Consider the following 23,385-nt stretch of genomic DNA (forward strand, 5'->3'; position numbering starts at 1 on the left):
TTGCCTGGGCCCCTGCTGCCCGGGCCGGCGGCCCCGGAACGCGCAGGTCCGGGGCCGCCGGAGGGCCGGGGAGCGGCCGGGGGAGGGGGCAGGTCAGGCGAGCGGCTCGATCACGGCGGCCGTGCCGTACGCGCAGACCTCCGTTCCGACGTCGGCGGCCTCCGAGACGTCGAAGCGCATCATCAGCACGGCGTTGCCGCCGCGCGCCCTGGTCTGCTCGACCAGCCGCGCCATGGCCTGGTTCCGGGTCTCGACCAGGGTCTTGGTGAGACCCTTGAGTTCGCCGCCCATCAGGGACTTGAGACCGGCGCCGATCTGCGAGCCGATGTGCCGGGAGCGCACCGTCAGGCCGAACACCTCGCCGATCACCCGGACCACCCGGTGCCCCGGCACGTCGTTCGTGGTCACCACCAGTACGCCGCCCGACGGGTCCTGCCCGCCGCCGAAATCGTTCAGTTCGCTCATGCCACCAGCCTCCCGCCCGGACGGCCCGCCGGCCGCCCCGGCGCGCCGGGCGATCGCGCTCCGCGCCCGCGCGCCACCGCCGCCGGGCACCGGATCACGAGAGCTGATGGACACCGGGCACCGGGTTTGTCAACCTTGTCGCATGGGCGAGCGAAGCGATCATCCACAGGGGCCGCACGCGGCGGAGGAATCCGGCGCGCAGGAGATCGAGGCCACGGTGGTGCTGGGGCTGCGGATCACCGACTGGCCGGCACTGCGGGCCGCCGCGCGGGCGGCCGTCGAGGAGCTGGACTTCGACGGCATCGATCCCGAGGGCCAGCGCGCCCAACTGCTGCGCGAGGTCGCCGAGGACCCCAACGCGGCCCTCGGCGCGCTGCTCCACCCCGACCGGCTGGTGGCGTCCCTGCCCGGCATCGAGGCGCTCGGCGGCACCCTGGAGATCAGCGTCACCGACGACTTCGCCCCCGACTTCGCCGAGCTGTTCCCGCTCGACGACGACGGCGACACCGGCGACTGGACGCTCACCCCGCGCACCGCCTGCCTGCTGCACACCCAGCTGATCGGCCTCGCCGACGCCGCCTACGAAGACCTGGAGGACCACGGCGACGACCCCGTCACCGTCGCCGACGAGGGCGAGTGGACGGTCCTCGGCCGCCTCCCGCAGCGCACCTGGAACCTGCACCGCGGCTGGCGGCGCGCCTTCGCCCGGGCCTTCGACGACCTCGCCGACGACCTCGCCATCGGCGAGTGGCCGCTGCCCCGCTGCCCCGCCGAGGACGTCGCGCTGCGCCTGGCCCTGGCCGACGCCCGCGCCCTGCTCGGCGCGCAGCCCGAGTCGGTGGCCGACATGATGGGCGACCTGCCCGCCGACCTGTACGACTACGACTGGGACGGCTGCGGCGACGAACTGTTCGGCGTCTACGGACCCGACGAGGAGGACAGCGACCTCGACGCGGACCAGCGGATCGACCGGCTGCTGGCCGCCACCCACCCCGAGGGCTGGTTCCTCGGCTACGAGGACGCCGAGGAGCGCGACCCCGGCCGGGGCTACCGCCGCTGAACTGGCATGCTGGACGGGTGAGCTCACCCTTCGACCTCCCCGCCCGGCAGCCCGAACCCTCCGCTTCCGCCGCCCCCGCTCCCGCCGCCCCCGCCGTCGGTGGGCACGCGGAGGACCGCGACACCCGCCCGCAGTACGTGCTGCCGCTGGTGGTCCGGCTGGAGCGGGCCGACCCGCCCGCCCGGACCGACGCGCTGGAGACCTCCGCGCGCGCCGTCCTCACCCTGCTCGCCGACCCCCGGGTCACCGACGCGGACGGCGAGTGGGCCGAGCGGGTCGCCGCCTGGGAGGACGCCCGGATTCGCAAGGTGGTCCGGCGCGCCCGCGGCGGCGAGTGGCGCAAGGCCGCCGAACTCCCCGGCATCACCGTCACCGGGGAGAGCGCCGACGTACGGGTGTTCCCGCCGATCCCGCTGGACGGCTGGCCCAAGGAACTCGCCAAGCTCCAGGTCTCCGGCACCGACCTCGACGACCCGCGGCCCCCCGGCCCCGCCCCCGAGGGCGTCCCCGTGCTCTGGCTCAACCCCGCACTCGAGATGAGCGCCGGCAAGACCATGGCCCAGACCGGCCACGCCGCCCAACTCGCCTGGTGGGAACTGGACACCCCCCAACGCGAGAAGTGGGCCGCCGACGGCTTCCCCCTGGCCGTCCGCACGGCCCCCGCCCCCGCCTGGCCCACCCTCACCGACGGCCGACTCCCGGTGGTCCGCGACGCCGGCTTCACCGAGATCGCCCCCGGCAGCGCCACCGTCGTCGCCGACCTCGGCGAGCACTACCGCCCCGCCCCGCGCCTGCGGCGGCAGTGAGCGGACCACGCTGACCCCGGCCCGGCAACGTGGCAGGCGAGGTGTGCCCGGGCGGGCCTCCGGAGGAGGCGGGCCACGGCCGGGTGGGGTGCCGCGCCCCGGCAGGTGCGGCTACTTCGGTGCGGCGGGCAGGCGCGGGGTGCGCGGTGGTTCGGTGCGGCGGGTGCCGGTGGCCTCGAAGGCGGCGGCGAGGGTGAGCAGGGTGTTGTCGTCGTAGGCGCGGCCGGCGAAGGTGAGGCCGACGGGCATGCCGGTATCGGCCATGCTGCCCATCGGCACCGTCACGGTGGGGATGCCGAGGTGGCGGGGCACCAGGTTGCCGTTGGCGACCCAGACGCCGTTGCGCCAGCCCAGGTCTGCGGATTCGGCTCGGACGTCCATGTCGGCGGGGGCGACGTCGGCGACGGCGGGGAAGACCACGGCGTCCAGGCCGAGCCCGTCCATCCACTGCTCCAGGTCGGTGCGGCGGGTCTCTTCCAGTCCGCGCAGGCCCGCCTCCAGGTGCGGCAGTTCGGTCAGGGCGGCGTACGGGCGCTCGCGGACCAGGCGCGGGTAGTCGTCGATGGTGTCGGCGAATCCGGTGTAGCGGTCCGGGAGTTCGCCCGGGTGCTTGGGCCAGATCCGGGCGGCGTCAACCCCGGCCAGGCCGGGCAGCGCCGGGTCGCCGTTGGCGCGCAGGAAGTCGTCCCAGGCCCAGGCGGAGAGGTCCTCGATCTCGACGGTGAGGAACTCGGGGGGACCAGGCCGCGGGTGAACACCGAGGGCGCGCCGGGGCGGTCGGACTCGTAGTTGGTCACGGCCGGGAAGTCGACCTCGACGACCTCGGCCCCGGCGGCCTCCAGGTCGCGGCGAGCGGCCTCCCACAGGGCGATCACCGAGGGGCGGGTCTCGACCGGGCGGCCGGTGGAGCCGCCGATCCCGCCGTCGGGGTTGGTCCCGGCCGCGGGGTCGGCGTTGATGTACATCCGGGGGACGCCGACCCGCTTGCCGGCCAGCGAGGCCCGGGCCGCCCGCGGGTCGGCGGGGGCGAGCGCCGGGTAGGAGTCGGGGCGCACCGCGGAGGCCGCGGGCAGCGGGATCCAGGGCTGGGCCCGCCACAGGTCGCCACGGGTCTCGGGGTCGTCGGCCACCACCACGTCGAGCAGTTCGAGCAGGTCGGCCATGGTGCGGGTGTGCGGGACCACGACGTCCATGGTCGGGACGAGCGGCCAGTTGCCGCGCACCGAGATCACGCCGCGGCTGGGCGTGTAGGCGCACAGCGCGTTGTTGGAGGCGGGGGCCCGGCCGGAGGACCAGGTCTCCTCGCCGAGGCCGAACGCGCCGAACGAGGCGGCCGTGGCGGTGCCCGATCCGTTGGAGGAGCCGGAACCGTAGGCGCTGGTCAGCCAGTCGGCGCTGTAGGGGCTCTCGGCGCGGCCGTACAGGCCGCGCTGCATGCCGCCGTTGGCCATCGGCGGCATGTTGGTCAGGCCGATCAGGACGGCGCCGCCCGCGCGCAGCCGTTCGATCGCGAAGGCGTCGTGCCGGGCGACGAGGTGCTCGAACGCGGGGGAGCCGGCGGCGGCCGTCAGGCCCTCGGCGAGATAGCTGTTCTTGGCGGTGTACGGGATGCCGTCCAGCGGGCCGAGGACCTCGCCGCGGGCGCGGCGCCGGTCGGAGGCGGCGGCCTCCTCGCGGGCCCCCGGGTTCAGCACCACCAGGGAGTTGAGGGCGGTGGGGGTGCCGGGGCGGTCGTACGCGTCGATCCGGGCGAGGTAGGCGTCGAGCAGGTCCACCGCGGTGGTCCCGCCCCTCTCCAGCGCCGCGCGCAACTCGGCGATACCGGTCTCGACGACGTCGAAGAGGCGTGTCATACGGGTCTCCAGGGAGGTGCGGTCGGAGGGGCGGCAGCACGCGCCGGGCCGTGCCGGAACGTTCCGGCGATGGCAGCCTAGAGATGCCGGAACGTTCCGGCAAGCCTGCCGGTGACTAGACTCCGGGGCTGTGACCAGCCGATCCGTGACCCTGCTCGATGTGGCCCGGGCCGCCGGGGTCTCCAAGAGCACCGCCTCCGACGCCCTCCTGGGCTCCGGCCGGGTCGCCGGGCCCACCCGCGAACGCGTCCTGGCGGCCGCCCGCGACCTCGGTTACCGGCCGAACCCGGCCGCGCGCAGCCTGCGGCGGGCCAGCACCGGTGCGGTCGGGCTGTACCTCCCGCGCACCGCGACCCGGCTCGACTACTACCTGCGGCTGGCCTTCGGCGCCGTCGAGCGCTGCCAGGAGGACGGCCGCGACCTGGTCCTGCTCGCCCCGGCCCCGGGGCGGCGGACGGGCTGGCGGCCAAGGTCGACGGCCTGATGGTGATCGACCCCGAGATCGGCGACGAGGCGGTGCCGCGCCTGCTCGGCGCGGGCGTCCCCGTGGTCACCGGCGAGCGCTACCTCGGCCGGGGGAACGCACCCAGCGGCTCGGTGGTGTGCGACAACGCGGGCGCACTGTCCGCCCTCCTCGACCACCTGGCCGGGCGCGGCGCCCGCCGCCCCGCGCTGCTGGCCCCCGGCCCGGAGTCCGACTGGGCCGCCGCGCTGCGCGCCGCCGCCGACGCGTGGTCCCACCGGTACGACACCCCGGTCGAGGTCCGTACCGTGCCCTTTGCCGCCACCCCGGCCGAGGTGCGGCACGCCGTCGCGCCGCTGCTGGCCGGTCCGGGGCGGGCCGACGCCGTGGTGTGCGCCCCCGACGGCGCGGTGACCGGCGTGCTGGCGGCGGCGACGGCGGCCGGGCTGCGGGTGGGGGAGCAGGTACTGGTGGCCGCCTGCGTGGACGGTGCGGCGGCGCGGGAGGCGGACCCGCCCGTCACGGCGGTCGACCTGCGCCCTGCCGCGTACGGCAGGGCCTGCGCGGCGCTGCTCGCCGATCTGCTCACGGGCACCGTCCCGCCCGGCACGGTGCGCGGCCACGACTGGCGGCTCGTCGAGCGCCCCTCCACCGCGGGCGGGGGTCAGGCCCCTTCGAAGGCGTAGGAGTCGAGCGCGGCGGCCCGCTCCGCGCGGGCGGCGAGGACGGCCTCGCGCTGTTCCGCGGACTCGGCCAGGACGGCGCGGCGTTCGCGCTTGCCGAGGCGGTCGACGTACAGCAGGCCGTTCAGGTGGTCGGTCTCGTGCCGGAGGCAGCGGGCGAAGTAGCCGGTGCCGGTCAGGACGAGCGGGTCGCCGTGCAGGTCGCTGCCGCGGGCGGTGGCCCGGTCGGGGCGGGCGAGGCCGCGGCGCGGGCCGGGGACGGACAGGCACCCCTCCTCGGCCTCGACCAGGCGGCGCGGCTCGGGCGCCTCGTCCAGGACGGGGTTGACGAGGTGCCCGACGTGGCGCACGCCGTCGTCGTCCGGGCAGTCGTAGACGAACACCCGCAGGTCGACGCCGATCTGATTGGCCGCCAGGCCGACGCCGCGCGCCGCGTACATGGTGCGGAACATGTCGTCGACCAGCCGGGCGAGTTCGGGGGTGCCGAAGTCCTCGACCGGACGGCACGGCCGGTGCAGGACGTCCTCGCCGGCCTCGGTGATCCGCCGGACCCGGCCGCGTCCGGCCTCGGGCGCGAGTGCGGGGTAGGGGGCGACGGGGGTTCCGAGCAGCCGGACCCGCCGGTCGGTCGGAGCGGGGCGCGGGCCGGTCACGGCTGTCCTTTCGGGAGCGGGAGGGGGCGCGGGCGGCGCGCCGGTCCGCGACCGGCCCGCCGCCCGGCCGTCGGTGGTCAGCCCTGGGTGGCGGCGTAGCGGGCGCTGACGTCCTGCCAGTTGACGACGTCCCAGAGGCGGGTGACGTAGTCGGGGCGGACGTTCTTGTACTGGAGGTAGTAGGCGTGCTCCCAGGCGTCGAAGGCGAGCAGCGGGGTGGTGCCCTGGCCGACGTTGCCGTGGTGGTCGTAGACCTGCTCGATGATGAGGCGCCGGCCGAGCGGTTCCCAGGAGAGGATGCCCCAGCCGGAGCCCTGGACGCCGACGGTGGCGGTGGTGAGCTGCTTCCGGAACGCCTCGAAGGAGCCGAAGTGCTCGGTGAGGGCGTCGGCGAGCGGGCCCTCGGGGCGGTCGCCGCCCTCGGGGGAGAGGTTCTGCCAGAACAGCGAGTGCAGGACGTGGCCGGAGAGGTTGAAGGCCAGCGTCTTCTGGAGGCCGACCAGGCCGCCGAGCTGGTCCTTGTCGCGGGCCTCGGCGAGCTGTTCCAGCGTCGAGTTGGCGCCGTTGACGTACGCCTGGTGGTGCTTGGAGTGGTGCAGTTCCAGGATCTCGGCGGACATCGCGCGCTCGAGGGCGGAGTAGTCGTACGGGAGGTCAGGCAGCGTGTAGGCACCCACGGCGGGGAAGTCCCTTCGACAGTACGGATGGTGTCGTGGCAACACTATTGCGTATTACTTGCAACAAGGAAGATCATGCATCAGCATGTCGTGTGCGGGGCCGGTCCGTCCGTCGTGCGGGGCACCTGTCCTTCCGCCGACGATCGTCTTCCCAACCGGCGCCCGCCGGGACGCAGCGCCGGCCCCGTACCTGCACCCGCACCCGCACCCGCACCCGCACCCGCACCCGAGCCTGCCGTGCCGGTCCGGCCGCCCGTCGGCGACACCTTATTGCAATCAATATGCAATTGCGCATGGTTGTCGACAGTGCCGCGCGCCCCCTACGCTCGTGCCGCCGTGGTGTTCGGGAATCCGGTGCACCGTGCTCGTCACGGGAGTCCGGAGCGGCCCTCGCCACTGTCATGGGGAAGCGTCCTCCCCGGGCCCGCTCGCGGGCAGCCACCGGGTCACCGGGAAGGCGGGAGGAGGGCGTGCTCCGCCGTGCCCGGAAGCGGGCGGGTGGGAGAACCTGAGCCAGGAGACCGGCCACGGCACCACGTTCCCCGGCCGCTGGCCGGGAGCGCCCCCATCGAGGAGCTGGAGAGGCCGCCCATGACCGTCACCACCGACACCGCGAGAACGCCGCTGCCGCCGCGCTGGCAGCGCCAGGACACCGTGCGCACCGCCGGACTGCTGGGCGTCGTCCTCGCGATGCACGTCGTCGCGTTCGGCACCCTGCTCCTGCTGGTCGCCCCGAACCACTACGCCGTGGGCACCCAGGTGTTCGGCGTCGGCCTCGGCGTCACCGCCTACACCCTGGGCATGCGGCACGCCTTCGACGCCGACCACATCGCGGCGATCGACAACACCACCCGCAAGCTGATGGCCGACGGCCAGCGCCCGGTGTCCGTCGGCTTCTGGTTCGCCCTCGGGCACTCCAGCATCGTGATGGGGATGGCCGCGCTGCTGGCGGCGGGCGTCAGGTTCGCCGGGACCCTGGTGGACGAGGACTCCTCGGTGCACGGCGTGCTCGGCGTGATCGGCACCAGCGTCTCGGGCGTCTTCCTGTACGTCATCGCGGCCATCAACCTGGTGGCGCTGGCCGGGATCCACAAGGTCTACAAGGAGATGCGGGCCGGCCGCTACGACGAGGCGCAGCTGGAGAAGCACCTCGACGAGCGCGGCTTCATGAACCGCATCCTGGGCCGGGTCACCAAGTCGATCCGCCGCCCGTGGCAGATGTACCCGCTGGGCGTGCTGTTCGGCCTGGGCTTCGACACCGCCACCGAGGTGGCGCTGATGGTGATGGCCGGCTCCGGCGCGGCCTCCGGCCTGCCCTGGTACGCGATCCTGTGCCTGCCGCTGCTGTTCGCCTGCGGCATGAGCCTGTTCGACACCCTGGACGGGACGTTCATGAACTTCGCCTACCACTGGGCGTTCTCCAACCCGGTGCGCAAGGTGTACTACAACCTCACCATCACCGGCCTGTCGATCGCGGTGGCGTTCTTCATCGGCACCATCGAGCTGGTGAGCGTGCTGCACGAGAAGCTCGACCTCACCGACCCGGTGAGCGGCTGGATCGCGGACATCAGCCTGGACAACGTCGGCTACGTCATCGTCGGCCTGTTCGTCGTGGTCTGGGCGTGCGCGCTGGCCTACTGGCGGTTCAGCGACGTCGAGCAGCGCTGGGCCGCGCGGGCCGCCGCCAAGGTCTGACCCGGCGTCAACCGGTGGCCGGGCAGGTGGGGCACCGGCCGCTGAGCACCAGCGTCTCGACCCGGAAGCCGGTGTGCGCCGCCGCCGCCGACAGGCCGTCGTCCAGCAGCGCCACCGGGAACTCGGCGACCGCGCCGCAACCGGTGCACAGCGCGTGGTGGTGCGGCTCGCCCGCCATCCCGAAGGCGAGCTCGCCCCCCAGCCCGCGCAGCGAGTGCAGCAGGCCGAGCCCCACCAGCCGCTCCACCGTCCGGTAGACGGTGGACAGGTCGATGCGGCGCCCGCCCGCCGCGACCCGGGCGTGGATCTCGGTGGCCGTCAGGTGGCCGCCGTGCGAGCGGACGGCCTCCAGCACCCGCACCCGGGGCTCGGTGCACCGGCTGCCGCCCTCGCGCAGCAGCCGGCGGCAGACCTCCTGCCCGCCGGGCTGCGCCGGGTGCGCGGCGCCGGGCGGTGCGGCAGCGCTGCTCTGGTCCATGGAGCCCCCTTCGATGTCCGGTGGGCCGAGTATGGCAAAGGCTGACAATCCCCGGCGACAGCCGCATACCGGCCGGTCGGGTCACCCAACGGCCAGCCGCTCGGGGAGCGTTGCGGCGGCCCGCTCCAGCTCGTCCGCACCCAGGCCGCCGCCCTGCGCGGTGTCGGCGTTGCCGCCGCCCCGGCCGCCCAGCACCTCCCGGAGCAGGTCGGCCGCGTGCAGTCCGGCGTCGCGGCCGGTCCGGTTGACCGCGACCACCAGGTGGCCGCCCTTGGGTCCGCTGCCGGTGACGGCCGCCACCCCGGGGCGGTCGGCGGGCAGCCGGTCGCGCACCGCCCGGGCCAACTGCCGCGTCTCGCCCGGGTCCCCGCCGTCCGCCAGCCGGGCCAGCAGGACGCCCCGGACGTCCTCGGCGGTCGGCGCGGCCTCGGCGGCCCGCCGCTCCAGGGCCTGCTGCCGCAGGCGCTCGGCCTGCTGGTCGGCGGCCTTCAACCGGGCCGTCAACGCGGCGATCCGGTCGGGGAGTTCGGCGCGCGGGGCCTGCAACTGCTCGGCGACGCGGGCCACCAGGTCGCGCTCGCGGGCCAGGTAGCCGAAGCCCTCCAGCCCGACCGCGGCCTCGACCCGGCGCAGCCCGGCGCCGACGGAGGACTCGGCGGTCAGCGCGAGCACCCCGATCTGCGAGGAGTGGTCGACGTGGGTGCCGCCGCACAGCTCGCGCGACCACGGCCCGCCGATCTCCACCACCCGCACCCGCTCCCCGTACGTCTCGCCGAACAGGGCGAGCGCGCCGAGCTCCCGGGCCCGCTCCAGCGACATCCAGGCGGCCGACACCGGCAGGTCGTCGCGCAGCGCCCGGTTGGCGACCTCCTCGACCTCGGAGCGGGCGGCGGCGCTCAGCGCGGAGCGCCACGGGAAGTCCAGGCGCAGGTAGCCGGGCCGGTTGTAGGAGCCGGACTGCAGCGCGGTGGGGCCCAGCACCCGGCGCAGCGCGGCGTGCAGCACGTGGGTGCCGGAGTGGGCCTGCCGGGCGCCCAGCCGCCAGCCGGCGTCGACCTCCGCGTGCACCGGCGTGCCCGTGGCCAACTCGCCTGCCAGCACGCGCACCTGGTGGGCGACCAGGCCGGGCAGCGGCCGCTGGACGTCGATCACCTCCGCGTCCGTGCCGTCCGGGCCGGTCAGGTGTCCGGCGTCGGGGGCCTGGCCGCCGGACTCGGCGTAGAACGGGGTGCGGTTCAGCACGACGGTGCCGATCGCGCCGGCGGGGAGGGTGGCGACGGGCGTGCCGAGGGCGTCGAACAGGGCCAGGGCGGTCGACTCGGTGGACAGCGTCTCCCAGGCCAGCCAGTCGGTCGGCCCGTGGTCGGCCAGCAGCGCCCGGTAGGCGGTGGTGTCGGCGTGGTGGGCCTTGTTGGCGCGGGTGTCCTGGCGGGCGCGCTCGCGCTGGGCCTCCATCAGGGCGGTGAAGCCGGCCCGGTCCACGGCCACGCCCTGCTCGGCGGCGATCTCCAGGGTCAGGTCGACCGGGAAGCCGTAGGTGTCGTGCAGCCGGAACACCTCCGCGCTGTCCAGCGCCGGGGCGCCGCTGTCCTTGGCGCGGCGGATCGCGGTGTCCAGCACGGTGCTGCCCTGGCGCAGCGTGGAGCGGAAGACCTCCTCCTCGGCGCCGGCCAGCTCGGCGATCCGCGGGTAGTCGGCGGCGGTCTCCGGGTACGAGTCGGCCATCCGGTCGCGGGCCACCGGCAGCAGTTCGGGCAGTGCCGGGTCCTGGTACCCCAGCAGCCGCATCGCCCGCACCGCGCGGCGCAGGACGCGGCGCAGCACGTAGCCGCGGCCCTCGTTGCCCGGTGCGGTGCCGTCGACCAGCAGCATCAGCGCGGTGCGGACGTGGTCGGCGACCACCCGCAGCCGCACGTCCGCCTGCGGGTCGGCGCCGTAGCGCACGCCCGCCAGCCCGGCGGCCCGGTCCAGCACCGGGCGGAGCTGGTCGGTCTCGTACAGGTTCGGGACGTCCTGGAGCAGGGTGGCCATCCGCTCCAGGCCCATGCCGGTGTCGATGTTGCGCCGGGGGAGCTCGCCGAGGATCGGGTACCCCGTCTTCCCGGCGCCCGCGCCGCGCTCGTACTGCATGAACACCAGGTTCCAGAACTCCATGAACCGGTCCTCGTCCACGGCCGGGCCGCCGTCCCGGCCGAGCGCCGGGCCCCGGTCGTAGTACAGCTCCGAGCACGGGCCGCACGGGCCGGGCACGCCCATCGACCAGAAGTTGTCGGCGTCGCCGCGCTCCACGATCCGCTCGGCGGGCAGGCCGGAGATCCGCGCCCACAGGTCGGCCGACTCGCGGTCGCTGTGGTGGACCGTCACCCAGATCCGCCCCGGGTCCAGCCCGAACCCGCCGTCGGCCGGCGCGGCCGTGGACAGCTCCCACGCCTGGGCGATCGCCTCCTCCTTGAAGTAGTCGCCGAAGGAGAAGTTGCCGTTCATCTGGAAGAACGAGCCGTGCCGGGTGGTCTTCCCGACCTCCTCGATGTCCAGCGTCCGCACGCACTTCTGCACGCTGGCGGCGCGCGGCCACGGCGGCTCGGCCTCCCCGGTGAAGTACGGCTTGAACGGGACCATGCCCGCGTTGACGAACAGCAGGGTCGGGTCGGGGGTGGGCAGCGGCGCCGACGGGACGACGGTGTGGCCGCGGGCGGCGAAGTGGTCCAGGAAACGGCTGCGGATCTCGGCGGTCTGCACGGTGTCCCTCCGGGGGCGGGTGCGGGGTCTCGTTCAGGGAAGGTAGCGGCGGGCGAACTCGGGCAACGCGTCGTCCGTCCCGGCCACCGCCCGGCCGCCGCACAGGCGTTCGGCCTGTGCGGACATCGCGAGCGCGGTCGGCGGCAACCGGTCGGCGGCGTCGGGCGCGACCAGCCGCAGCGCCCGCCGCAGCAGCCGCAGGCGGGCGGTGCGCAGGCGGGCTCGGGTGCCGGGGCTCACGGCCGGGCCCGGGCGGGGTGGCGGGGGCCGAGCAGGACGGCCGGGTCGTCGGCGCCCGGGTCCACCCGGTGCCAGCCCTGCCACAGGTAGAAGTCCAGCGGACCGCCGGGAAGGGCGGTGGTCAGCAGCCAGCAGCGCCCGTCGACCACGTCGGCGGTGACGGCCGCGAGCAGAGCGGCACCGATGCCCCGCCCGGTGTGGCCGGGGCGGACGGCGAGTTCGTCGACCACCCGGGCGCCGCACAGCCAGGCTCCGGTGCGCCCGGGGCCGAGCGCGGCCGTCACCCGGGGGTGGCAGCGGTCGGTGGGGAACGGGGTGGGCGTGGTCCAGGCGGTGGCGAAGCCCAGCAGCCGGCCGTCCGGGCCGAGGGCTGCCGCCGCGGTGAAGCTCGGCCGCAGCACGTCCTGCGCCAGCCGCTCCAGGTACGCGTCGGCCCGCTGCGCGGGCTCGTGCCAGGGCGGGCCGCCGAACGCGGCCGCGTACACCGAGCGGACCTGCGCGGCCGCACCGAGCAGGTCGCCGGACGGCAGCAACCGGACCTGGGGCGTGGTCATGCGGCCTTCCTGGCGCGGGGGGTGAGGGCGGCGTGCTCCAGCGGGGCGGACGGGTCGATCGAGACGTCGAGTGGGGCGGGTGCGGCGCCGGAGCGGGCCAGCAGGTCGCCGATGGCGGCGACCATCGCGCCGTTGTCGGTGCACAGGCGCAGCGGCGGGACGCGCAGGGTGATGCCGGCGGCGGCGCAGCGCTGTTCGGTGAGGGCGCGGATGCGGGAGTTGGCGGCGACGCCGCCGACCACGACGAGGGTGGTGATGCCGTGGTCGGTGCAGGCGCGGACGGCTTTGCGGGTGAGGGTGTCGGCGATGGCCTCTTGGAGGGAGGCGGCGGCGTCGGGGACGTGCGGTTGCGTTCCGGTGGCGCGGTGGGCCTCGACCCAGCGGGCGGCGGCGGTCTTCAGGCCGGAGAAGGAGAAGGCGTAGGGGTCGTCGTGCGGTCCGGTGAGCGGGCGGGGCAGCCGGACGGCGGCCGGGTCGCCGGTGCGGGCGGCGCGGTCGACGGCGGGGCCGCCGGGGTAGGGCAGGCCGAGGACGCGGGCGGTCTTGTCGAAGCACTCGCCGGCCGCGTCGTCCAGGGTGTCGCCGAGGTGGACGATCGGGTCGCGGGCCAGGTCGCGCACCAGCAGCAGCGAGGTGTGGCCGCCGGAGACGATCAGCACCACGCAGGGGTTCGGCAGCGGCCCGCCGTCCAGGGTGGCGGCGGCGACGTGCCCGGCCAGGTGGTGCACGCCGTACAGCGGCACGCCGAGCGAGAAGGCGTAGCCCTTCGCCGCGGCGACGCCGACCTGGAGCGCGCCGGACAGGCCGGGGCCGGTGGTGACGGCCACCGCGCCGACGTCGGCGAGGGTCAACCCGGCGCGCTCCAGGGCCTCGCGCACCACCGGGGCCATCGCGTGGACGTGCGCGCGGGCGGCGATCTCCGGGACCACGCCGCCGTAGCGGGCGTGCTCGTCCATGCTGGAGGCCACCGCCTGCCCGAGCAGCACCCCGTCCCGCACCAGCCCCGCGCCCGTCTCGTCGCAGGACGACTCGATCCCCAGCACCACCGGCGACTTCGCCACCCGCCCGCCCTCCCTCTCTGCAAGCTCTATGTACTTGCACATAGTGTGCAATAAGAGCGTAGGGGGTGTCGCCGGCGGCGTGCCGCACCTCCGGGGGCGGCAGTCGCCACTGATGCACTTGGTAAGCAGTTGCACACTCTGGGCAATAAGGTGGGGTGGGTGGATTCTCCGGGGACCGCCGACCGGCGGGGCGAAACGGGAAGCGGCGGGGTCGGGACCGGGGTCGGCCATCCGGACTTCGGCACGCTCGTGCGCGACGAGGACGCCGACCTGGTGGTGTGCCACGTGTGCGGGCGGGGCTTCCGCGCCTTGGGCTCGCACCTGCGCAGCCACGGTCTGAGCGCCGACGAGTACCGCGCCCGCTACGGACTCCGCCGCCTGCGCTCGCTCAGTTCGCACGCGGTGGCCGGACGCCGGTCCGTGCGGCAGGCGGCGGCCTTCCGCACCTCGCCCGAGCTGCGCGAACAACTCGCGGCCGGGCACGCCATGGCCCGCTCCGGAGAGCTCCGGCGCGCCGTGGCCGGCGGGCGGAACGGACCGCAGCCGGAGGAACTGGTCCGCGCCCGCTCGGCGAACCTGGCCACCGGCCGCTCCACCCAGGTCGCCCGCCGAGGGCAGCGGCTGCGAGCGGCCCTCCACCAGCTCGGCTTCACCGACCTCGGCGAAGCCCTGCGGACCCTGTACGTCCGGGAGGAGGGAAGCGTCGAGCGGGTGGCCGCCCGCCTGCAGGTGGGACGGACCGCACTGCGCCACCTGCTGGAGGAGCACGGCATCCCCCTGCGCCCCACGGGTGTCAACTCCGCGGCCGGGCGCCGCTCCAGGACCGCCATCAACGACGAGCGCACCGCCCGTCTCGTCGGGGCCCCGGACATCGGGCCGTGGCTGCTCCGGCGCCGGGCGGCGGGCGCGACCCTGCGCGACCTCGCCCTGGAGACCCGCCGCAGCATCCCCTGGATCACGGCCCGTCTCGGATCGTGCGCGGTCGAGACCGTCGTGCCCGCCCAAGACGCGGGCTCCCGAAGCGAGGTGCTCCCGCCGGGAGCGGGCCCGCACGTCCAGGCGGTCGGTGAGCTCATCGAGTAGGAGCAGTCCCGCGGCCTGGGGCAGGGCACGGGCCGACGGCGCCTGCCGGCGTTCGCCGCCGGACGGTACTGCGTGCTACAGGTCGGCGAACTCCCATGGGCCGCACCGCTCAAGGGGGCTCGGATACCGTCGCGCGATCCGATCCCCCGGCGCCAGAGGGACATTGAGGTGCATGTGCCCGAGCGGGGCATGAGCGAGATCGCCCCCGGCAGTGCGACCGTCGTCGCCGACCTCGGTGAGCACTACCGCCCCACCCCGCGCCTGCGGCGTCCGTGACGCGCCGGCCTGGGTCGTGACTCGGTCCGGGCGGCGGCGGTGCGGTCGGAGGCGAGGCCAGTGATGGTGAGGTGGGGGCTCGGGAGCGTGTCGCGCCGACGGGTCCAGTGGGCCGGGTGCTTCCACCGCCTGTGAGCGGCAAGGGCGTGTTCGACACTCGTGGTGGAGGCGCATCGCTCGTGCCCGATCCGGGGCCGGCTCCGGGTGCGACCAGCGTAGTGGTGGGGTTCCGGTCCCGGTGGGTGACCGGCGGGCCGGCGCGTTGACTTCGGCGACCTGCCGCGCGGTGAACGAGGGCGGTCGTCCCGCGCGCCTGCGGCCGGCCAGGGCAAGCAGGGCACCGGCGGTGAACCGGCCCCTGCCGCAGTGTCGTTCGACGGGGGCGCTCCGGGGGGGCGGTGCTGTCGCGGCGGGCCGGAGGGCTGAGCGTCCGGGCCGCCAGGTGTCCAGCAGGCGGGCCGCGAGCCGGTCCTCCAGGAGCACGGTGGCGTCCGCGCCGGAGGCCACACGTCGGCTGCCAGGTGGGGTTCGTCCTAGAGGAGTCCGCCGATGACCTCGCGGCGCACGACCTGCCAGCGGACGGCGTCCGCCTCGACGTGCTCGGCGTAGAACCGCACGGCGCCCGCGCCCGCCCCGGCGCGCCCCATCGCGGCGGCCAGCCGGCGCGAGCCGGGCGGGGAGGTGACCTCGACGCAGGCGACATGGCCGACCAGGGCGCCCCGCAGCGCCCGGCGCAGGCCGAAGAGCGTCATCAGGTCGACGGTGGCGAGCACGTCGGCGGCCGCGACCGGCAGGCAGTGGCCGTAGGCGGTGTCCAGGTCCGGGTCGGTCATCAGGTCGGCGAAGAGCCGGGCGTGGACGTCCTCCACCCGGCCGGCGCCGAACTCGTCGTACTGGATGGCCCCCATGGCGGCCTTGGCCCGGCCGCGCAGGCGGGGGATGAGCCAGGCGTGCGGGTCGGCCTCCTTGAGGTGGTACAGCGAACGCAGCGCGGCAGCCCCCGGGACCGGGGGCTGCCGCGCTGCGCGTGCCGGGTGGATCAGGCGTGACGGTGGTGGTGGCCGTGGTGCTTGTTGCCGGTCACCAGCCGGTAGACGGCGAGGAGGATGACCGAGCCGGCGATGGCGGCGACCCAGGTGGAGAGGTCGAAGAAGCCGTCGATGGAGTCGACGCCGAAGATCACCTTGCCGAGCCAGCCGCCGAGCAGGCCGCCCGCGATGCCGATCAGCATGGTGATGATGATGCCGCCCGGGTCCTTGCCCGGCATCAGGGCCTTCGCGATGGCACCCGCGACCAGGCCGATCAGTATCCAAGCGAGGATGCTCATGTGGTTCTCCCGTTCCTACGAGCGTTGTCGGTGACGGGATTCGTCTTCACGCTGCCGGGATTTCCAAACGCCCGACTTCGATCGCGGCGACTTCGCGGACCGGTTCGCCGTCGAGGCGGGCGTGGCGCACGGGCGCAGAGGATCTGCCGGTGGCGCGGTGAGGACGAGGTGCCGGTACGGGTGGGTGCGTGTCGCGCTCCGGAGGGGGCAGACGTGTCCGTGTCCTGGCCCGCCGTCAACTGTCCTTTCCCGTAGGACTTTCCCACCGCCACCGAAAGGGTCCCGATGGATGCCATCGTGCTGTTGAAGGACGACCACAAGACGGTCGAGAAGCTGTTCAAGGAGTTCGAGAAGGCCGGTGAGAACGCGCACAAGCACAAGCGGGACATCGCCGACCAGGTGATCCGGGAACTCACCGTGCACACCTGGATCGAGGAGAAGATCTTCTACCCGGCCGCCCGGAAGGCTGTGCCGGACACCACCGACCACGTGCTGGAGAGCGTCGAGGAGCACCACGTGGTGCTCTGGATGCTCTCCGAACTCGCCGGACTCGACCCGGCGGACGAGCGCTTCGACGCCAAGATGACGGTGCTGATGGAGAACGTGCGCCACCACGTCGAGGAAGAGGAGGAGGAGTGGTTCCCCGAGGTCCGCAAGGCCATGGGCCGCAACCGCCTGACCGAACTCGGCGAGGAGATGACGGCCGCCAAGGCTGACGCGCCGAACGACCCGCTCCAGGTGCCCAGCGCCCGCGAGTAGCCGCTCGTCCGCTCCACCCGACGGACCGCACCCCGCCCCGGCCGCCTCCGCGGTGCCCGCGCCGACCGCAGTCCCGGTCCACCCGGTCCGGCTCCCCGACCGTCGCAGGCCCGCCCTCTCCGCCCGGTGCCGGTACGGCGCGGCGGTGGCGGCCGGGTACGGGAGCGGAGGCTGGGGGCGTCGGTCGCCTTCCGTCGGATCGCAACCGGTGTGCCGTTCGCGGTCCGCACCGCCCACCTCGGCACTACCGCAACTGGTGCACTCTGGCGGCGAGTTGGACCTGGATGCCGAACCCGCCGCCCGCGCCGCCCGCGCCACGCGGCGCCCGTGAGCGCATCGCGCCGAGTCCGGCCCGGCGGCCAGGCTTCGGGCTTCTGCGGTGCGTCCAGGTCAAGTCCTGCGCGTGGGTGCCTCGTTCGTGGGCCGGGGGCTGGTCCAGCCGGCGAGGAGGTCGAGGGCTTCGGCGTCGCGGCTGCCGGGGGCGACCCCGCAGACGATGAGGAACAGGCCGTCGTCGGCGGTGAGTTCCATGGTCTCGTAGGTGAACGTCATGTCGCCGACGAGGGGGTGAGTGAGGCGTTTGGCTCCGGCGCGGTGGCGGCGGACTTCGTGGCGGGCCCATCGCCGGCGGAAGGTGTCGCCGCGGGTGGACAGTTCCCCGATCAGGTCGGACAGGGCCTTGTCGTAGGGGTTGCGACCGACCTCGGCGCGCAGGGTGGCGACGTTCTGGTCGGCGACGGCGTCCCAGTCGGGGTAGAACTCGGCAGCGGCGGGGTCCAGGAAGGTGAAGCGGGCGGAGTTGGCGGGCCGGGCGGGGCTGTCGAAGACGGGCGCGAACAGCGCGCGGGCGAGGGCGTTGCCGGCCAGCAGGTCCAGGCGGGCGTTGCGGACGTAGGCGGGGACGCCGTTCATCGCCTCCAGCATGTTCCGCAGTTCCGGGCGCAGGGTGCGGCGGGCGGGATGGCGCGGGGTGCGGGCTTCGGCGGCGGTGGCGTTGGCGGCGCGGACGAGGTCGAAGAGGTGGGCGCGTTCGGCGTCGTCGAGGAGGAGGGCGCGGGCGAGGGCGTCGAGGACGCCGTCGGTGGCACCGCGGGCGTCGCCGCGCTCCAGGCGGGTGTAGTAGGGGACGCTGACGCCCGCGAGCTGGGCGACTTCCTCGCGGCGCAGGCCGGGGACGCGGCGTGCTCCGCCGAGCGGGGAGGGCCTGAGGCCGGCCTGTTCGGGGGTGACGCGGGCGCGGCGGGTGGTGAGGAAGTCGCGGATCTCGGTGCGTCGGTCCATGCCCTCGACCCTACGACCGGCCGCGCTGCCGGATGCGGGGGCGGGGGACCTTGTCAGGGTCTGCTTGACCGTTCCGCGGGCAGTCGGGGCGCGGTTGGCTGGAGGGCGTGACCGATCCGTCCGTCCGAGGAGTCGCCCCGATGCCTGCCACCGCCCCCGCACTCGGCCGCTTCCCGCTCCCCGCCTCCCGCGGCCTGCCACCGGCCCGGTTCCGGTGCCGGGCGCCGGGCACCGGGTTCGCGCCGGGGCGCTCCGGCGGCCGCTTCGCCCTCGGCACCCGGGCCGGCCCGGCCGCCGCCGCGGTCCTGTCGGCGGTGGGCGCCCCGTCTGCCGGGCGCCGTCCGGGGCAGGGCCGACCCCGGTCCATCCGCGACACGCTCCGCCCTGCCCGGCGGTGCCCGTCGAAACCAGGAGAGTGAATCCATGCGAGCGACCATGCTGTACGGAGCCGGTGACGTCCTGCTCGCCGACGTCTGGCAGCACCCCGGCCCGTCCCCGCGCGAGCGCAACCTGATCATCGTCGCCGCCCTGGTCGTCCCCTGGCGCGACGCCCGGCTGCGCCGCTCCCTCGACAACGGCCCCGCCCGCGCCGAACTCGCCGAGACCACCACCCACCCGGCCTGCTACGCCGGCTGGCCCGCCGCCATGGGCGCGACCACCGTCCCGGCCCGGGCCACCGAAGCAGACGACCGTCCCACCACCCCCTGACCGGCCGACTTCTCAGGAGAGTCCCATGCAGTACGTCACCTTGAACAACGGCGTCGAGATGCCGATCCTCGGCTTCGGCGTCTACCAGATCCCGCGGACAAGACCGAGCAGGCCGTCACCGACGCCCTCGCCGCCGGCTACCGGCTGCTGGACACCGCCGCCGCCTACGGCAACGAGGAGGCCGTCGGCCGCGCCGTCAAGAACAGCGGCATCCCGCGCGAGGAGCTGTTCGTCACCACCAAGCTGTGGGTCCAGGACGCCCCCGCCCAGGACAACACCCGCCGCGCCCTGGAGACCTCGCTGGCCAAGCTGGGCCTCGACCGCGTCGACCTGTACCTGATGCACCAGCCCTACGGCGACGTCTACGGGCAGTGGCGCGCCATGGAGGCCGCGCAGCGCGAGGGACTGACTCGGGCGATCGGCGTCGCCAACTTCCACCCCGACCGGCTCCTGGACCTGATCCTCAACAACGAGATCACCCCGCAGGTCAACCAGATCGAGACCCACCCCTTCTTCCAGCGCGGCGCCGACCACGACCTGATGCGCGAGCACGGCGTCCAGCACCAGGCGTGGGGCGGCTTCGCCGAAGGCAGGAACGGTCTGTTCACCCACCCCGTCCTCAGCGGGATCGGCGAGGCGCACGGCAAGTCGGTCGCCCAGGTCGTGCTGCGCTGGCTGATCCAGCGCGACGTCGTCACCATCCCCAAGTCCGTCAACCCCGACCGGATGGCGCAGAACCTCGACGTCTTCGACTTCACCCTCACCGAGGAGGAACTGGCCCGGATCGCCGCTCTCGACACCGGCAGGACGCTGTTCTTCGACCACCACGACCCCGAGAAGGTCGCCTGGCTCAGCAAGCGCCGCCTGGACGGCTGACCGGCACCCCGGCCCCGACGCCACCCCACGCCCGGGCCCCGGCACCGACCCCGCGGGTGCCGCAGCGGTCCTGCTCGCGAACTCCTCCCGGCCGATGGGGGCGTCATCGGGGGCCGCGGCGAGCCTGCCGTGGTCCTCGCTCGGGGTCGGCGGGGTCGGTGGGGTGGAGTTCGATGGCGCGGCGCAGGGGTTCCATGCGTTGGGGGAGGGGGTGCCAGCCGGGTTGGCCGGCCATGTCGGTGTTGAGGTCGTGGATGGCGCGGGCGTAGGCGCGGGCCAGGCCGCGGAAGTGGAGGGGCAGGCCCGGGCGGGGGTGGCCGCTGGGGGCGATGCTGACCCACAGGGCGTCGGTGGTCTCGTTGCCGGGGCCGGGGGGTCGGGTGGCGTCGCGGACGGTGAGGCGGGCACGGGCGGTGAGCCACTGGCGCAGCGCGGCCCGGGTGGTGGCGGAGAGGGCGACGGTTTCGACGCTGGGCGGGGTGTGGGGGTCGCGGTGCTGGGGGAGCCGGGTGAGGCGGACGGTGCCGCGGCGCAGGTCGACGTCGCGGGTGCGCAGGGCGCAGAGTTCGCCGGCCCGGCAGCCGGTGTCCAGCACGGTGGCGATGATCGCGAGGATGCGGGTGCGGGCGTCGCCCTGGCCGGGGCGGGCCGCGTGTTCCAGGTGGGCGAGGAGGATGCCGCGGGGGCGGGCGGCGACCACCGACCGGAGCGCGACCTTGGGCAGGTCGCGCTCGGGGAGGGTGAGGGGGATGCCTGCCTGGACGCCGAGGATGCGCAGGCAGTCCTCCCGCACGCGGACGGACGCGGGCGAGGGCCGCTCCGGTCGTGCGGCGGGTCTGCGCCGCAGCAGCCCCCGTTCGGCGGCCGTGAGGTAGGCGGCGAGGGTGTCCGGGGCGAGGAGCGCGGCGAGCGAGCGGGCGGCCGTCGGCGGGATCGCGCCGCGTTCCAGGGCGGTGCGCAACTCCCCGGCGACCCAGCGCAGTTGCTTCGCGCGGGAGGCGCCCGTGGGCGGTTCGCAGGCGCGGTCGACCACGGCGTTCAGGGCTTCGAGGGAGGGGGCCGCTGCCGTCGGGGTGTCCGCCACGGGGCCACCCTAGCGCCGGGCGGGGCGGGTCCTCGGGCGGACGGCCCCCGGCACGTCCTCACGGACGAACAATAACTGGCTTGAAGCGCGACCGTCCGATCAGGAACGATCAGGTGGTGGCCGTCCTCCCCGGCCCGTCCCGTCTCAGTGGTGACCGTCCTTCGGCAACGGGCGAGGGGCCCGGAGCCGGGCCGGGAGGGAGTCCTCGGGCGTGCTGGACGCCACGGCGGTCTCCTTCCCGGGGCACGCCGAAGGCGCGGGACGGGCATCCGAGGGGACGTCAGGAGGCGTGCGGGCAAGCGGTGGTAGGAGAGGCCGTCCGTACTGCCGGAAGCGGTTCGGGGCCGGGAGGACACCGCGGCAGGCAACCGGGGGAGGGAGCCGCCGGGTGACACCGGGTGACTCGCCCAGGTCCGTGGTGGTGAGCGCGTCGAGTGCGCCGCTCCTGCTGCCCGACGCACTGCCCGCCGAACGCCGCGACGCCTTCGTGCCTGCCGCGTTGCTCGGCCTGCCCTACGACGGGGCCGCCGAACTGACGGATCGCCCGGGCGGGGCTGTCCGCTCCCGGGTCAATCGGGCCCGTGGCGCCCTGATTCGCGGCTTCGCCGACGCCGAGCACCCCGACCGGGCGGCCGCCCCGGTCGACCGCGCGGCTTGTACGGACTCCCGCTCCACCTGCGGGGGCATCGGCCGCACGCCCCGGCGCCACCGTCTTGGTCGTCGTGGCAGCGAGGCGCGGCCACGACGAGTGGACCGTCGGGGCCCGACTCGCCGTCCTTGCGCGGTCGCCGCCGACGGGACCGGACGGGTCACCTGCACGGGCGACAGCGACGCGCCCGCGATCCGTCCGGCCGTCGACCGCACCGGCACCTCGGTCACTGGTGCCGGTCGGACGCGGTCGGCCCCTCCGGGGTGCTCAGGCGGCGGGTGGGAGGTCGGTCGGACGGCGGCGCGCGGTGGCCAGCAGGGGGACGAGGGCGAGCGCCGCGACGGCCTGGGACCAGGCGGTGAGTGTCTTGTCGGTGAACCAGACGGGCTCGTACATGTTCGGCAGCGGACCCAGTGGGCCGACGTCGACGTAGCGGTAGAGGAGCAGGGCGCCGAGGCCGCCGACGGCGACCAGCCAGGCGAACAGGTCGCCGAGGCGGTGGCGCCAGACGAGGACGAGCAGCACGGCGAGGGTGGCGGCCCCCGCCTCGACGCGGAACAGGGTGCCCTGGCTGACGCCGGCGCTGACGGCGTCGTACCGCCCGGCGAGGCGGGCGTGCTGGACGGCGTCGACGGCCAGGCCCGCGGCGGCCACCAGCCGCAGGGCCGCCCGGACGGCGCGGGTCACGGCCGGGACTGCTTGACGGTGAGGGTGTCGGGGCCGGACTCGAGGTCCTTGATCGACACGGTGGTCGCCCCGGTGCTGCCGGAGCACCCGGCGGCGGCCAGGACGGCGGCCAGGGGCCGGCTCGTACGGGTCATGGAAGGACCTCTTCTCGGGGCGACGGGCGACGGGCGACGGGCGACGGGCGACGGGCGGCGGGCGGCGGGCGGCGCTGGGTCGGGTCCGGATGCGGACGTCCGGGCCCGGTGGGGGTATCGGGTCCGGCGCGCGGGGGACTCGTTCAGACGGTGAGGAGGGTGGGGTTGGCGGCCTTGTCGACGGGGAGGAAGTCGTCGGGGACGGGGTACTGGCCCAGGACGTAGTGGAGGATGGCGGCGTGCATGGCCTCGACGGGGGCGATGGTGGCGGCGGTGGCGATGCCGCCGGGGCTGGTGACGTTGTAGGTCGCGAACAGGTAGGTCTGCGCGGCCTGGTTCTCGAGTTGGAGGGCGAGTTGGGCGACGTCGCCGACGGTGGCGGCCTTGCCGAGGGCGTCCAGGGTGGCGGGCTGGTTGGAGAGCGGGACGTCGGTGATCGCGGGTTTGCCCGCGCCGGTCAGCACGGCGTTCCAGGCCTTGGCGTGGTCGGCGTGCTGGCCCATCGCGGTGGTGATGAAGGTGGCCACGGCGGGCGGGACGGTGCCGAGCTTGCCGGCCTTGGCGGCGTCCAGGGCGGCCTGGTAGGCGCCCACGGCCTGGTTCTCCAGCGCGGTGGCCAGCGCCACCACCTTCAGGTCCCCGGTGTACTGGCCCGACGCCGAGCCGGACGCGGCACCGGAGGCGGGCGCGGAGGAGGCGTTCGGGGCGGGCGAGGTGGCGGACTTGCCGCTGGAGCAGGCGGCCAGGGTCAGCGCGGCGGCGGCCCCGCCCACACCCAGCAGGAAACGCCGACGGCCGGGGCCGGGCTCCTGGAGGGCGGGCCGGGTGCGCAGCTCGGCGGCCAGGTCGAGGGCGCCGGCCCGCATCGCGGGCAGGGTCTCGCGGTGGGCCTGCTCCATGTCCCACGTCAGGCGCGCCAACTGCTGTTCGCTGATCGGCAGTTCCCAGTCGGTGCTCACTTGACGGCCCCTCGGTGATCGGCGAAGCGTTCTCGGTCTTGTAGAAGGTGTCGGGGAAGCCGACGCTGCCCGCGGCGGCGGGCAGCTTGGCCGGGTCGACGGGGATGGCGATCAGGTCGGCGGCGTTGCCCGCCA

At 75.1% G+C, this 23,385-nt stretch carries 24 protein-coding genes, 3 pseudogenes and 1 riboswitch; of the genes and pseudogenes, 10 read left to right on the forward strand and 17 right to left on the reverse strand.

Going from position 1 to position 23,385, the window contains the following annotated elements; translation table 11 throughout:
* Positions 1-93: 93 nt before the first annotated feature.
* Positions 94-465 carry a YbjQ family protein gene (locus QMQ26_RS29110; RefSeq protein ID WP_100839642.1) on the reverse strand — a complete coding sequence of 124 codons (372 nt, stop codon included), beginning with the start codon at positions 463-465 and terminating at the stop codon, positions 94-96.
* 142 nt (positions 466-607) lie between these two features.
* Between QMQ26_RS29110 and QMQ26_RS29115 the strand changes: the two genes are divergently transcribed.
* Both QMQ26_RS29115 and QMQ26_RS29120 read left to right on the forward strand, forming a co-directional pair.
* The gene (locus QMQ26_RS29115; protein WP_159073294.1) at positions 608-1,525 is read left to right on the forward strand and encodes a hypothetical protein; all 918 of its coding nucleotides are present in this window, start codon (positions 608-610) and stop codon (positions 1,523-1,525) included.
* Positions 1,526-1,542: 17 nt separating this feature from the next.
* The gene (locus tag QMQ26_RS29120; RefSeq protein ID WP_282203291.1) at positions 1,543-2,331 is read left to right on the forward strand and encodes an aminoacyl-tRNA hydrolase; all 789 of its coding nucleotides are present in this window, start codon (positions 1,543-1,545) and stop codon (positions 2,329-2,331) included.
* 111 nt (positions 2,332-2,442) lie between these two features.
* On the opposite strand, the gene QMQ26_RS29125 is transcribed toward QMQ26_RS29120, so the two are convergent.
* Together QMQ26_RS29125 and QMQ26_RS29130 are read right to left on the reverse strand one after the other, a co-directional pair.
* Positions 2,443-2,775, reverse strand: coding sequence for an amidase family protein (locus tag QMQ26_RS29125; protein ID WP_282203292.1), 333 nt, complete (start codon positions 2,773-2,775; stop codon positions 2,443-2,445).
* Between the two features lie 71 nt (positions 2,776-2,846).
* Positions 2,847-4,184, reverse strand: coding sequence for an amidase (locus QMQ26_RS29130; protein ID WP_282203293.1), 1,338 nt, complete (start codon positions 4,182-4,184; stop codon positions 2,847-2,849).
* A 130-nt stretch (positions 4,185-4,314) separates the two neighbouring features.
* On the opposite strand from QMQ26_RS29130, the gene QMQ26_RS37550 reads away from it, so the two are divergent.
* Positions 4,315-4,668 carry a LacI family DNA-binding transcriptional regulator gene (locus QMQ26_RS37550; protein ID WP_318552073.1) on the forward strand — a complete coding sequence of 118 codons (354 nt, stop codon included), beginning with the start codon at positions 4,315-4,317 and terminating at the stop codon, positions 4,666-4,668.
* Positions 4,668-5,333, forward strand: coding sequence for a substrate-binding domain-containing protein (locus QMQ26_RS29135; protein WP_318552074.1), 666 nt, complete (start codon positions 4,668-4,670; stop codon positions 5,331-5,333). Before QMQ26_RS37550 ends, QMQ26_RS29135 begins: the two co-directional genes overlap by 1 nt.
* Here the strand turns inward: QMQ26_RS29135 and def are convergent.
* Positions 5,312-5,941 (reverse strand): peptide deformylase, encoded by a 630-nt coding sequence (def, locus tag QMQ26_RS29140; protein WP_404814222.1) that lies wholly within the window; start codon positions 5,939-5,941, stop codon positions 5,312-5,314. The two genes, QMQ26_RS29135 and def, sit on opposite strands and share 22 nt — an antisense overlap.
* Positions 5,942-6,060: 119 nt before the next feature.
* On the reverse strand, positions 6,061-6,660 hold the full coding sequence (locus tag QMQ26_RS29145) for a superoxide dismutase (protein WP_282203295.1): 600 nt from the start codon (positions 6,658-6,660) through the stop codon (positions 6,061-6,063).
* Between the two features lie 320 nt (positions 6,661-6,980).
* Positions 6,981-7,204, forward strand: a riboswitch (cobalamin riboswitch).
* 47 nt (positions 7,205-7,251) lie between these two features.
* On the opposite strand from QMQ26_RS29145, the gene QMQ26_RS29150 reads away from it, so the two are divergent.
* Positions 7,252-8,355: a Nickel transporter NicT gene (locus QMQ26_RS29150; RefSeq protein ID WP_282203296.1), complete on the forward strand. Its 1,104-nt coding sequence runs from the start codon at positions 7,252-7,254 to the stop codon at positions 8,353-8,355.
* A gap of 7 nt (positions 8,356-8,362) precedes the next feature.
* On the opposite strand, the gene QMQ26_RS29155 is transcribed toward QMQ26_RS29150, so the two are convergent.
* The 5 genes from QMQ26_RS29155 to tsaD form a co-directional block, all read right to left on the reverse strand.
* Positions 8,363-8,833, reverse strand: coding sequence for a Fur family transcriptional regulator (locus QMQ26_RS29155; RefSeq protein ID WP_282203297.1), 471 nt, complete (start codon positions 8,831-8,833; stop codon positions 8,363-8,365).
* 81 nt (positions 8,834-8,914) lie between these two features.
* Positions 8,915-11,572: an alanine--tRNA ligase gene (alaS, locus tag QMQ26_RS29160; protein ID WP_282203298.1), complete on the reverse strand. Its 2,658-nt coding sequence runs from the start codon at positions 11,570-11,572 to the stop codon at positions 8,915-8,917.
* Between the two features lie 33 nt (positions 11,573-11,605).
* Positions 11,606-11,812: a hypothetical protein gene (locus QMQ26_RS29165; protein ID WP_282203299.1), complete on the reverse strand. Its 207-nt coding sequence runs from the start codon at positions 11,810-11,812 to the stop codon at positions 11,606-11,608.
* Positions 11,809-12,366, reverse strand: coding sequence for a GNAT family N-acetyltransferase (locus tag QMQ26_RS29170; RefSeq protein ID WP_282203300.1), 558 nt, complete (start codon positions 12,364-12,366; stop codon positions 11,809-11,811). Before QMQ26_RS29170 ends, QMQ26_RS29165 begins: the two co-directional genes overlap by 4 nt.
* The gene (tsaD, locus tag QMQ26_RS29175; RefSeq protein WP_282206639.1) at positions 12,363-13,412 is read right to left on the reverse strand and encodes a tRNA (adenosine(37)-N6)-threonylcarbamoyltransferase complex transferase subunit TsaD; all 1,050 of its coding nucleotides are present in this window, start codon (positions 13,410-13,412) and stop codon (positions 12,363-12,365) included. The genes QMQ26_RS29170 and tsaD overlap by 4 nt, the downstream gene beginning before the upstream one ends.
* A 174-nt stretch (positions 13,413-13,586) precedes the next feature.
* Between tsaD and QMQ26_RS29180 the strand changes: the two genes are divergently transcribed.
* Complete coding sequence (locus QMQ26_RS29180; RefSeq protein WP_282203301.1) at positions 13,587-14,510, forward strand: MucR family transcriptional regulator; 924 nt, start codon at positions 13,587-13,589, stop codon at positions 14,508-14,510.
* Between the two features lie 687 nt (positions 14,511-15,197).
* Here QMQ26_RS29180 and QMQ26_RS29185 read toward each other — a convergent pair.
* Both QMQ26_RS29185 and QMQ26_RS29190 read right to left on the reverse strand, forming a co-directional pair.
* Positions 15,198-15,781: pseudogene (locus QMQ26_RS29185) on the reverse strand (iron-containing redox enzyme family protein); the annotation flags it as partial.
* A gap of 44 nt (positions 15,782-15,825) precedes the next feature.
* On the reverse strand, positions 15,826-16,113 hold the full coding sequence (locus QMQ26_RS29190; RefSeq protein ID WP_100839635.1) for a GlsB/YeaQ/YmgE family stress response membrane protein: 288 nt from the start codon (positions 16,111-16,113) through the stop codon (positions 15,826-15,828).
* A gap of 285 nt (positions 16,114-16,398) precedes the next feature.
* Between QMQ26_RS29190 and QMQ26_RS29195 the strand changes: the two genes are divergently transcribed.
* Positions 16,399-16,872, forward strand: a complete 474-nt coding sequence (locus tag QMQ26_RS29195; protein ID WP_282203302.1) for a hemerythrin domain-containing protein — start codon at positions 16,399-16,401, stop codon at positions 16,870-16,872.
* A gap of 390 nt (positions 16,873-17,262) precedes the next feature.
* Here QMQ26_RS29195 and QMQ26_RS29200 read toward each other — a convergent pair whose 3' ends face one another.
* Positions 17,263-18,153, reverse strand: a complete 891-nt coding sequence (locus QMQ26_RS29200) for a helix-turn-helix domain-containing protein (RefSeq protein ID WP_282203303.1) — start codon at positions 18,151-18,153, stop codon at positions 17,263-17,265.
* Between the two features lie 423 nt (positions 18,154-18,576).
* Here QMQ26_RS29200 and QMQ26_RS29205 point away from each other — a divergent pair, with 423 nt between their 5' ends.
* A complete protein-coding gene (locus QMQ26_RS29205; RefSeq protein ID WP_282203304.1) occupies positions 18,577-18,861 on the forward strand; it encodes a carboxymuconolactone decarboxylase family protein in 285 nt (94 codons plus the stop codon).
* A gap of 25 nt (positions 18,862-18,886) precedes the next feature.
* Positions 18,887-19,737: pseudogene (locus tag QMQ26_RS29210) on the forward strand (aldo/keto reductase).
* A gap of 103 nt (positions 19,738-19,840) precedes the next feature.
* Here QMQ26_RS29210 and QMQ26_RS29215 read toward each other — a convergent pair.
* Entirely contained in the window at positions 19,841-20,821 is a 981-nt protein-coding gene (locus tag QMQ26_RS29215; protein WP_282203305.1) for a site-specific integrase, read from the reverse strand.
* 487 nt (positions 20,822-21,308) lie between these two features.
* On the opposite strand from QMQ26_RS29215, the pseudogene QMQ26_RS38425 reads away from it, so the two are divergent.
* Positions 21,309-21,353 (forward strand): annotated as a pseudogene (locus tag QMQ26_RS38425) (hypothetical protein); the annotation flags it as partial.
* Positions 21,354-21,737: 384 nt separating this feature from the next.
* On the opposite strand, the gene QMQ26_RS29225 reads toward QMQ26_RS38425, so the two are convergent.
* The 3 genes from QMQ26_RS29225 to QMQ26_RS29235 all read right to left on the reverse strand — a co-directional run bounded on the left by QMQ26_RS29225 (position 21,738) and on the right by QMQ26_RS29235 (position 23,250).
* Positions 21,738-22,157 carry a hypothetical protein gene (locus QMQ26_RS29225; RefSeq protein ID WP_282203306.1) on the reverse strand — a complete coding sequence of 140 codons (420 nt, stop codon included), beginning with the start codon at positions 22,155-22,157 and terminating at the stop codon, positions 21,738-21,740.
* Complete coding sequence (locus tag QMQ26_RS29230) at positions 22,154-22,291, reverse strand: hypothetical protein (RefSeq protein ID WP_282206709.1); 138 nt, start codon at positions 22,289-22,291, stop codon at positions 22,154-22,156. The genes QMQ26_RS29225 and QMQ26_RS29230 overlap by 4 nt, the downstream gene beginning before the upstream one ends.
* A 143-nt stretch (positions 22,292-22,434) precedes the next feature.
* Positions 22,435-23,250, reverse strand: a complete 816-nt coding sequence (locus tag QMQ26_RS29235) for a ferritin-like domain-containing protein (RefSeq protein WP_282203048.1) — start codon at positions 23,248-23,250, stop codon at positions 22,435-22,437.
* Between the last annotated feature and the right edge of the window lie 135 nt (positions 23,251-23,385).

Source organism: Kitasatospora fiedleri, from assembly GCF_948472415.1.
GTDB classification, from domain to species: Bacteria; Actinomycetota; Actinomycetes; order Streptomycetales; family Streptomycetaceae; genus Kitasatospora; species Kitasatospora fiedleri.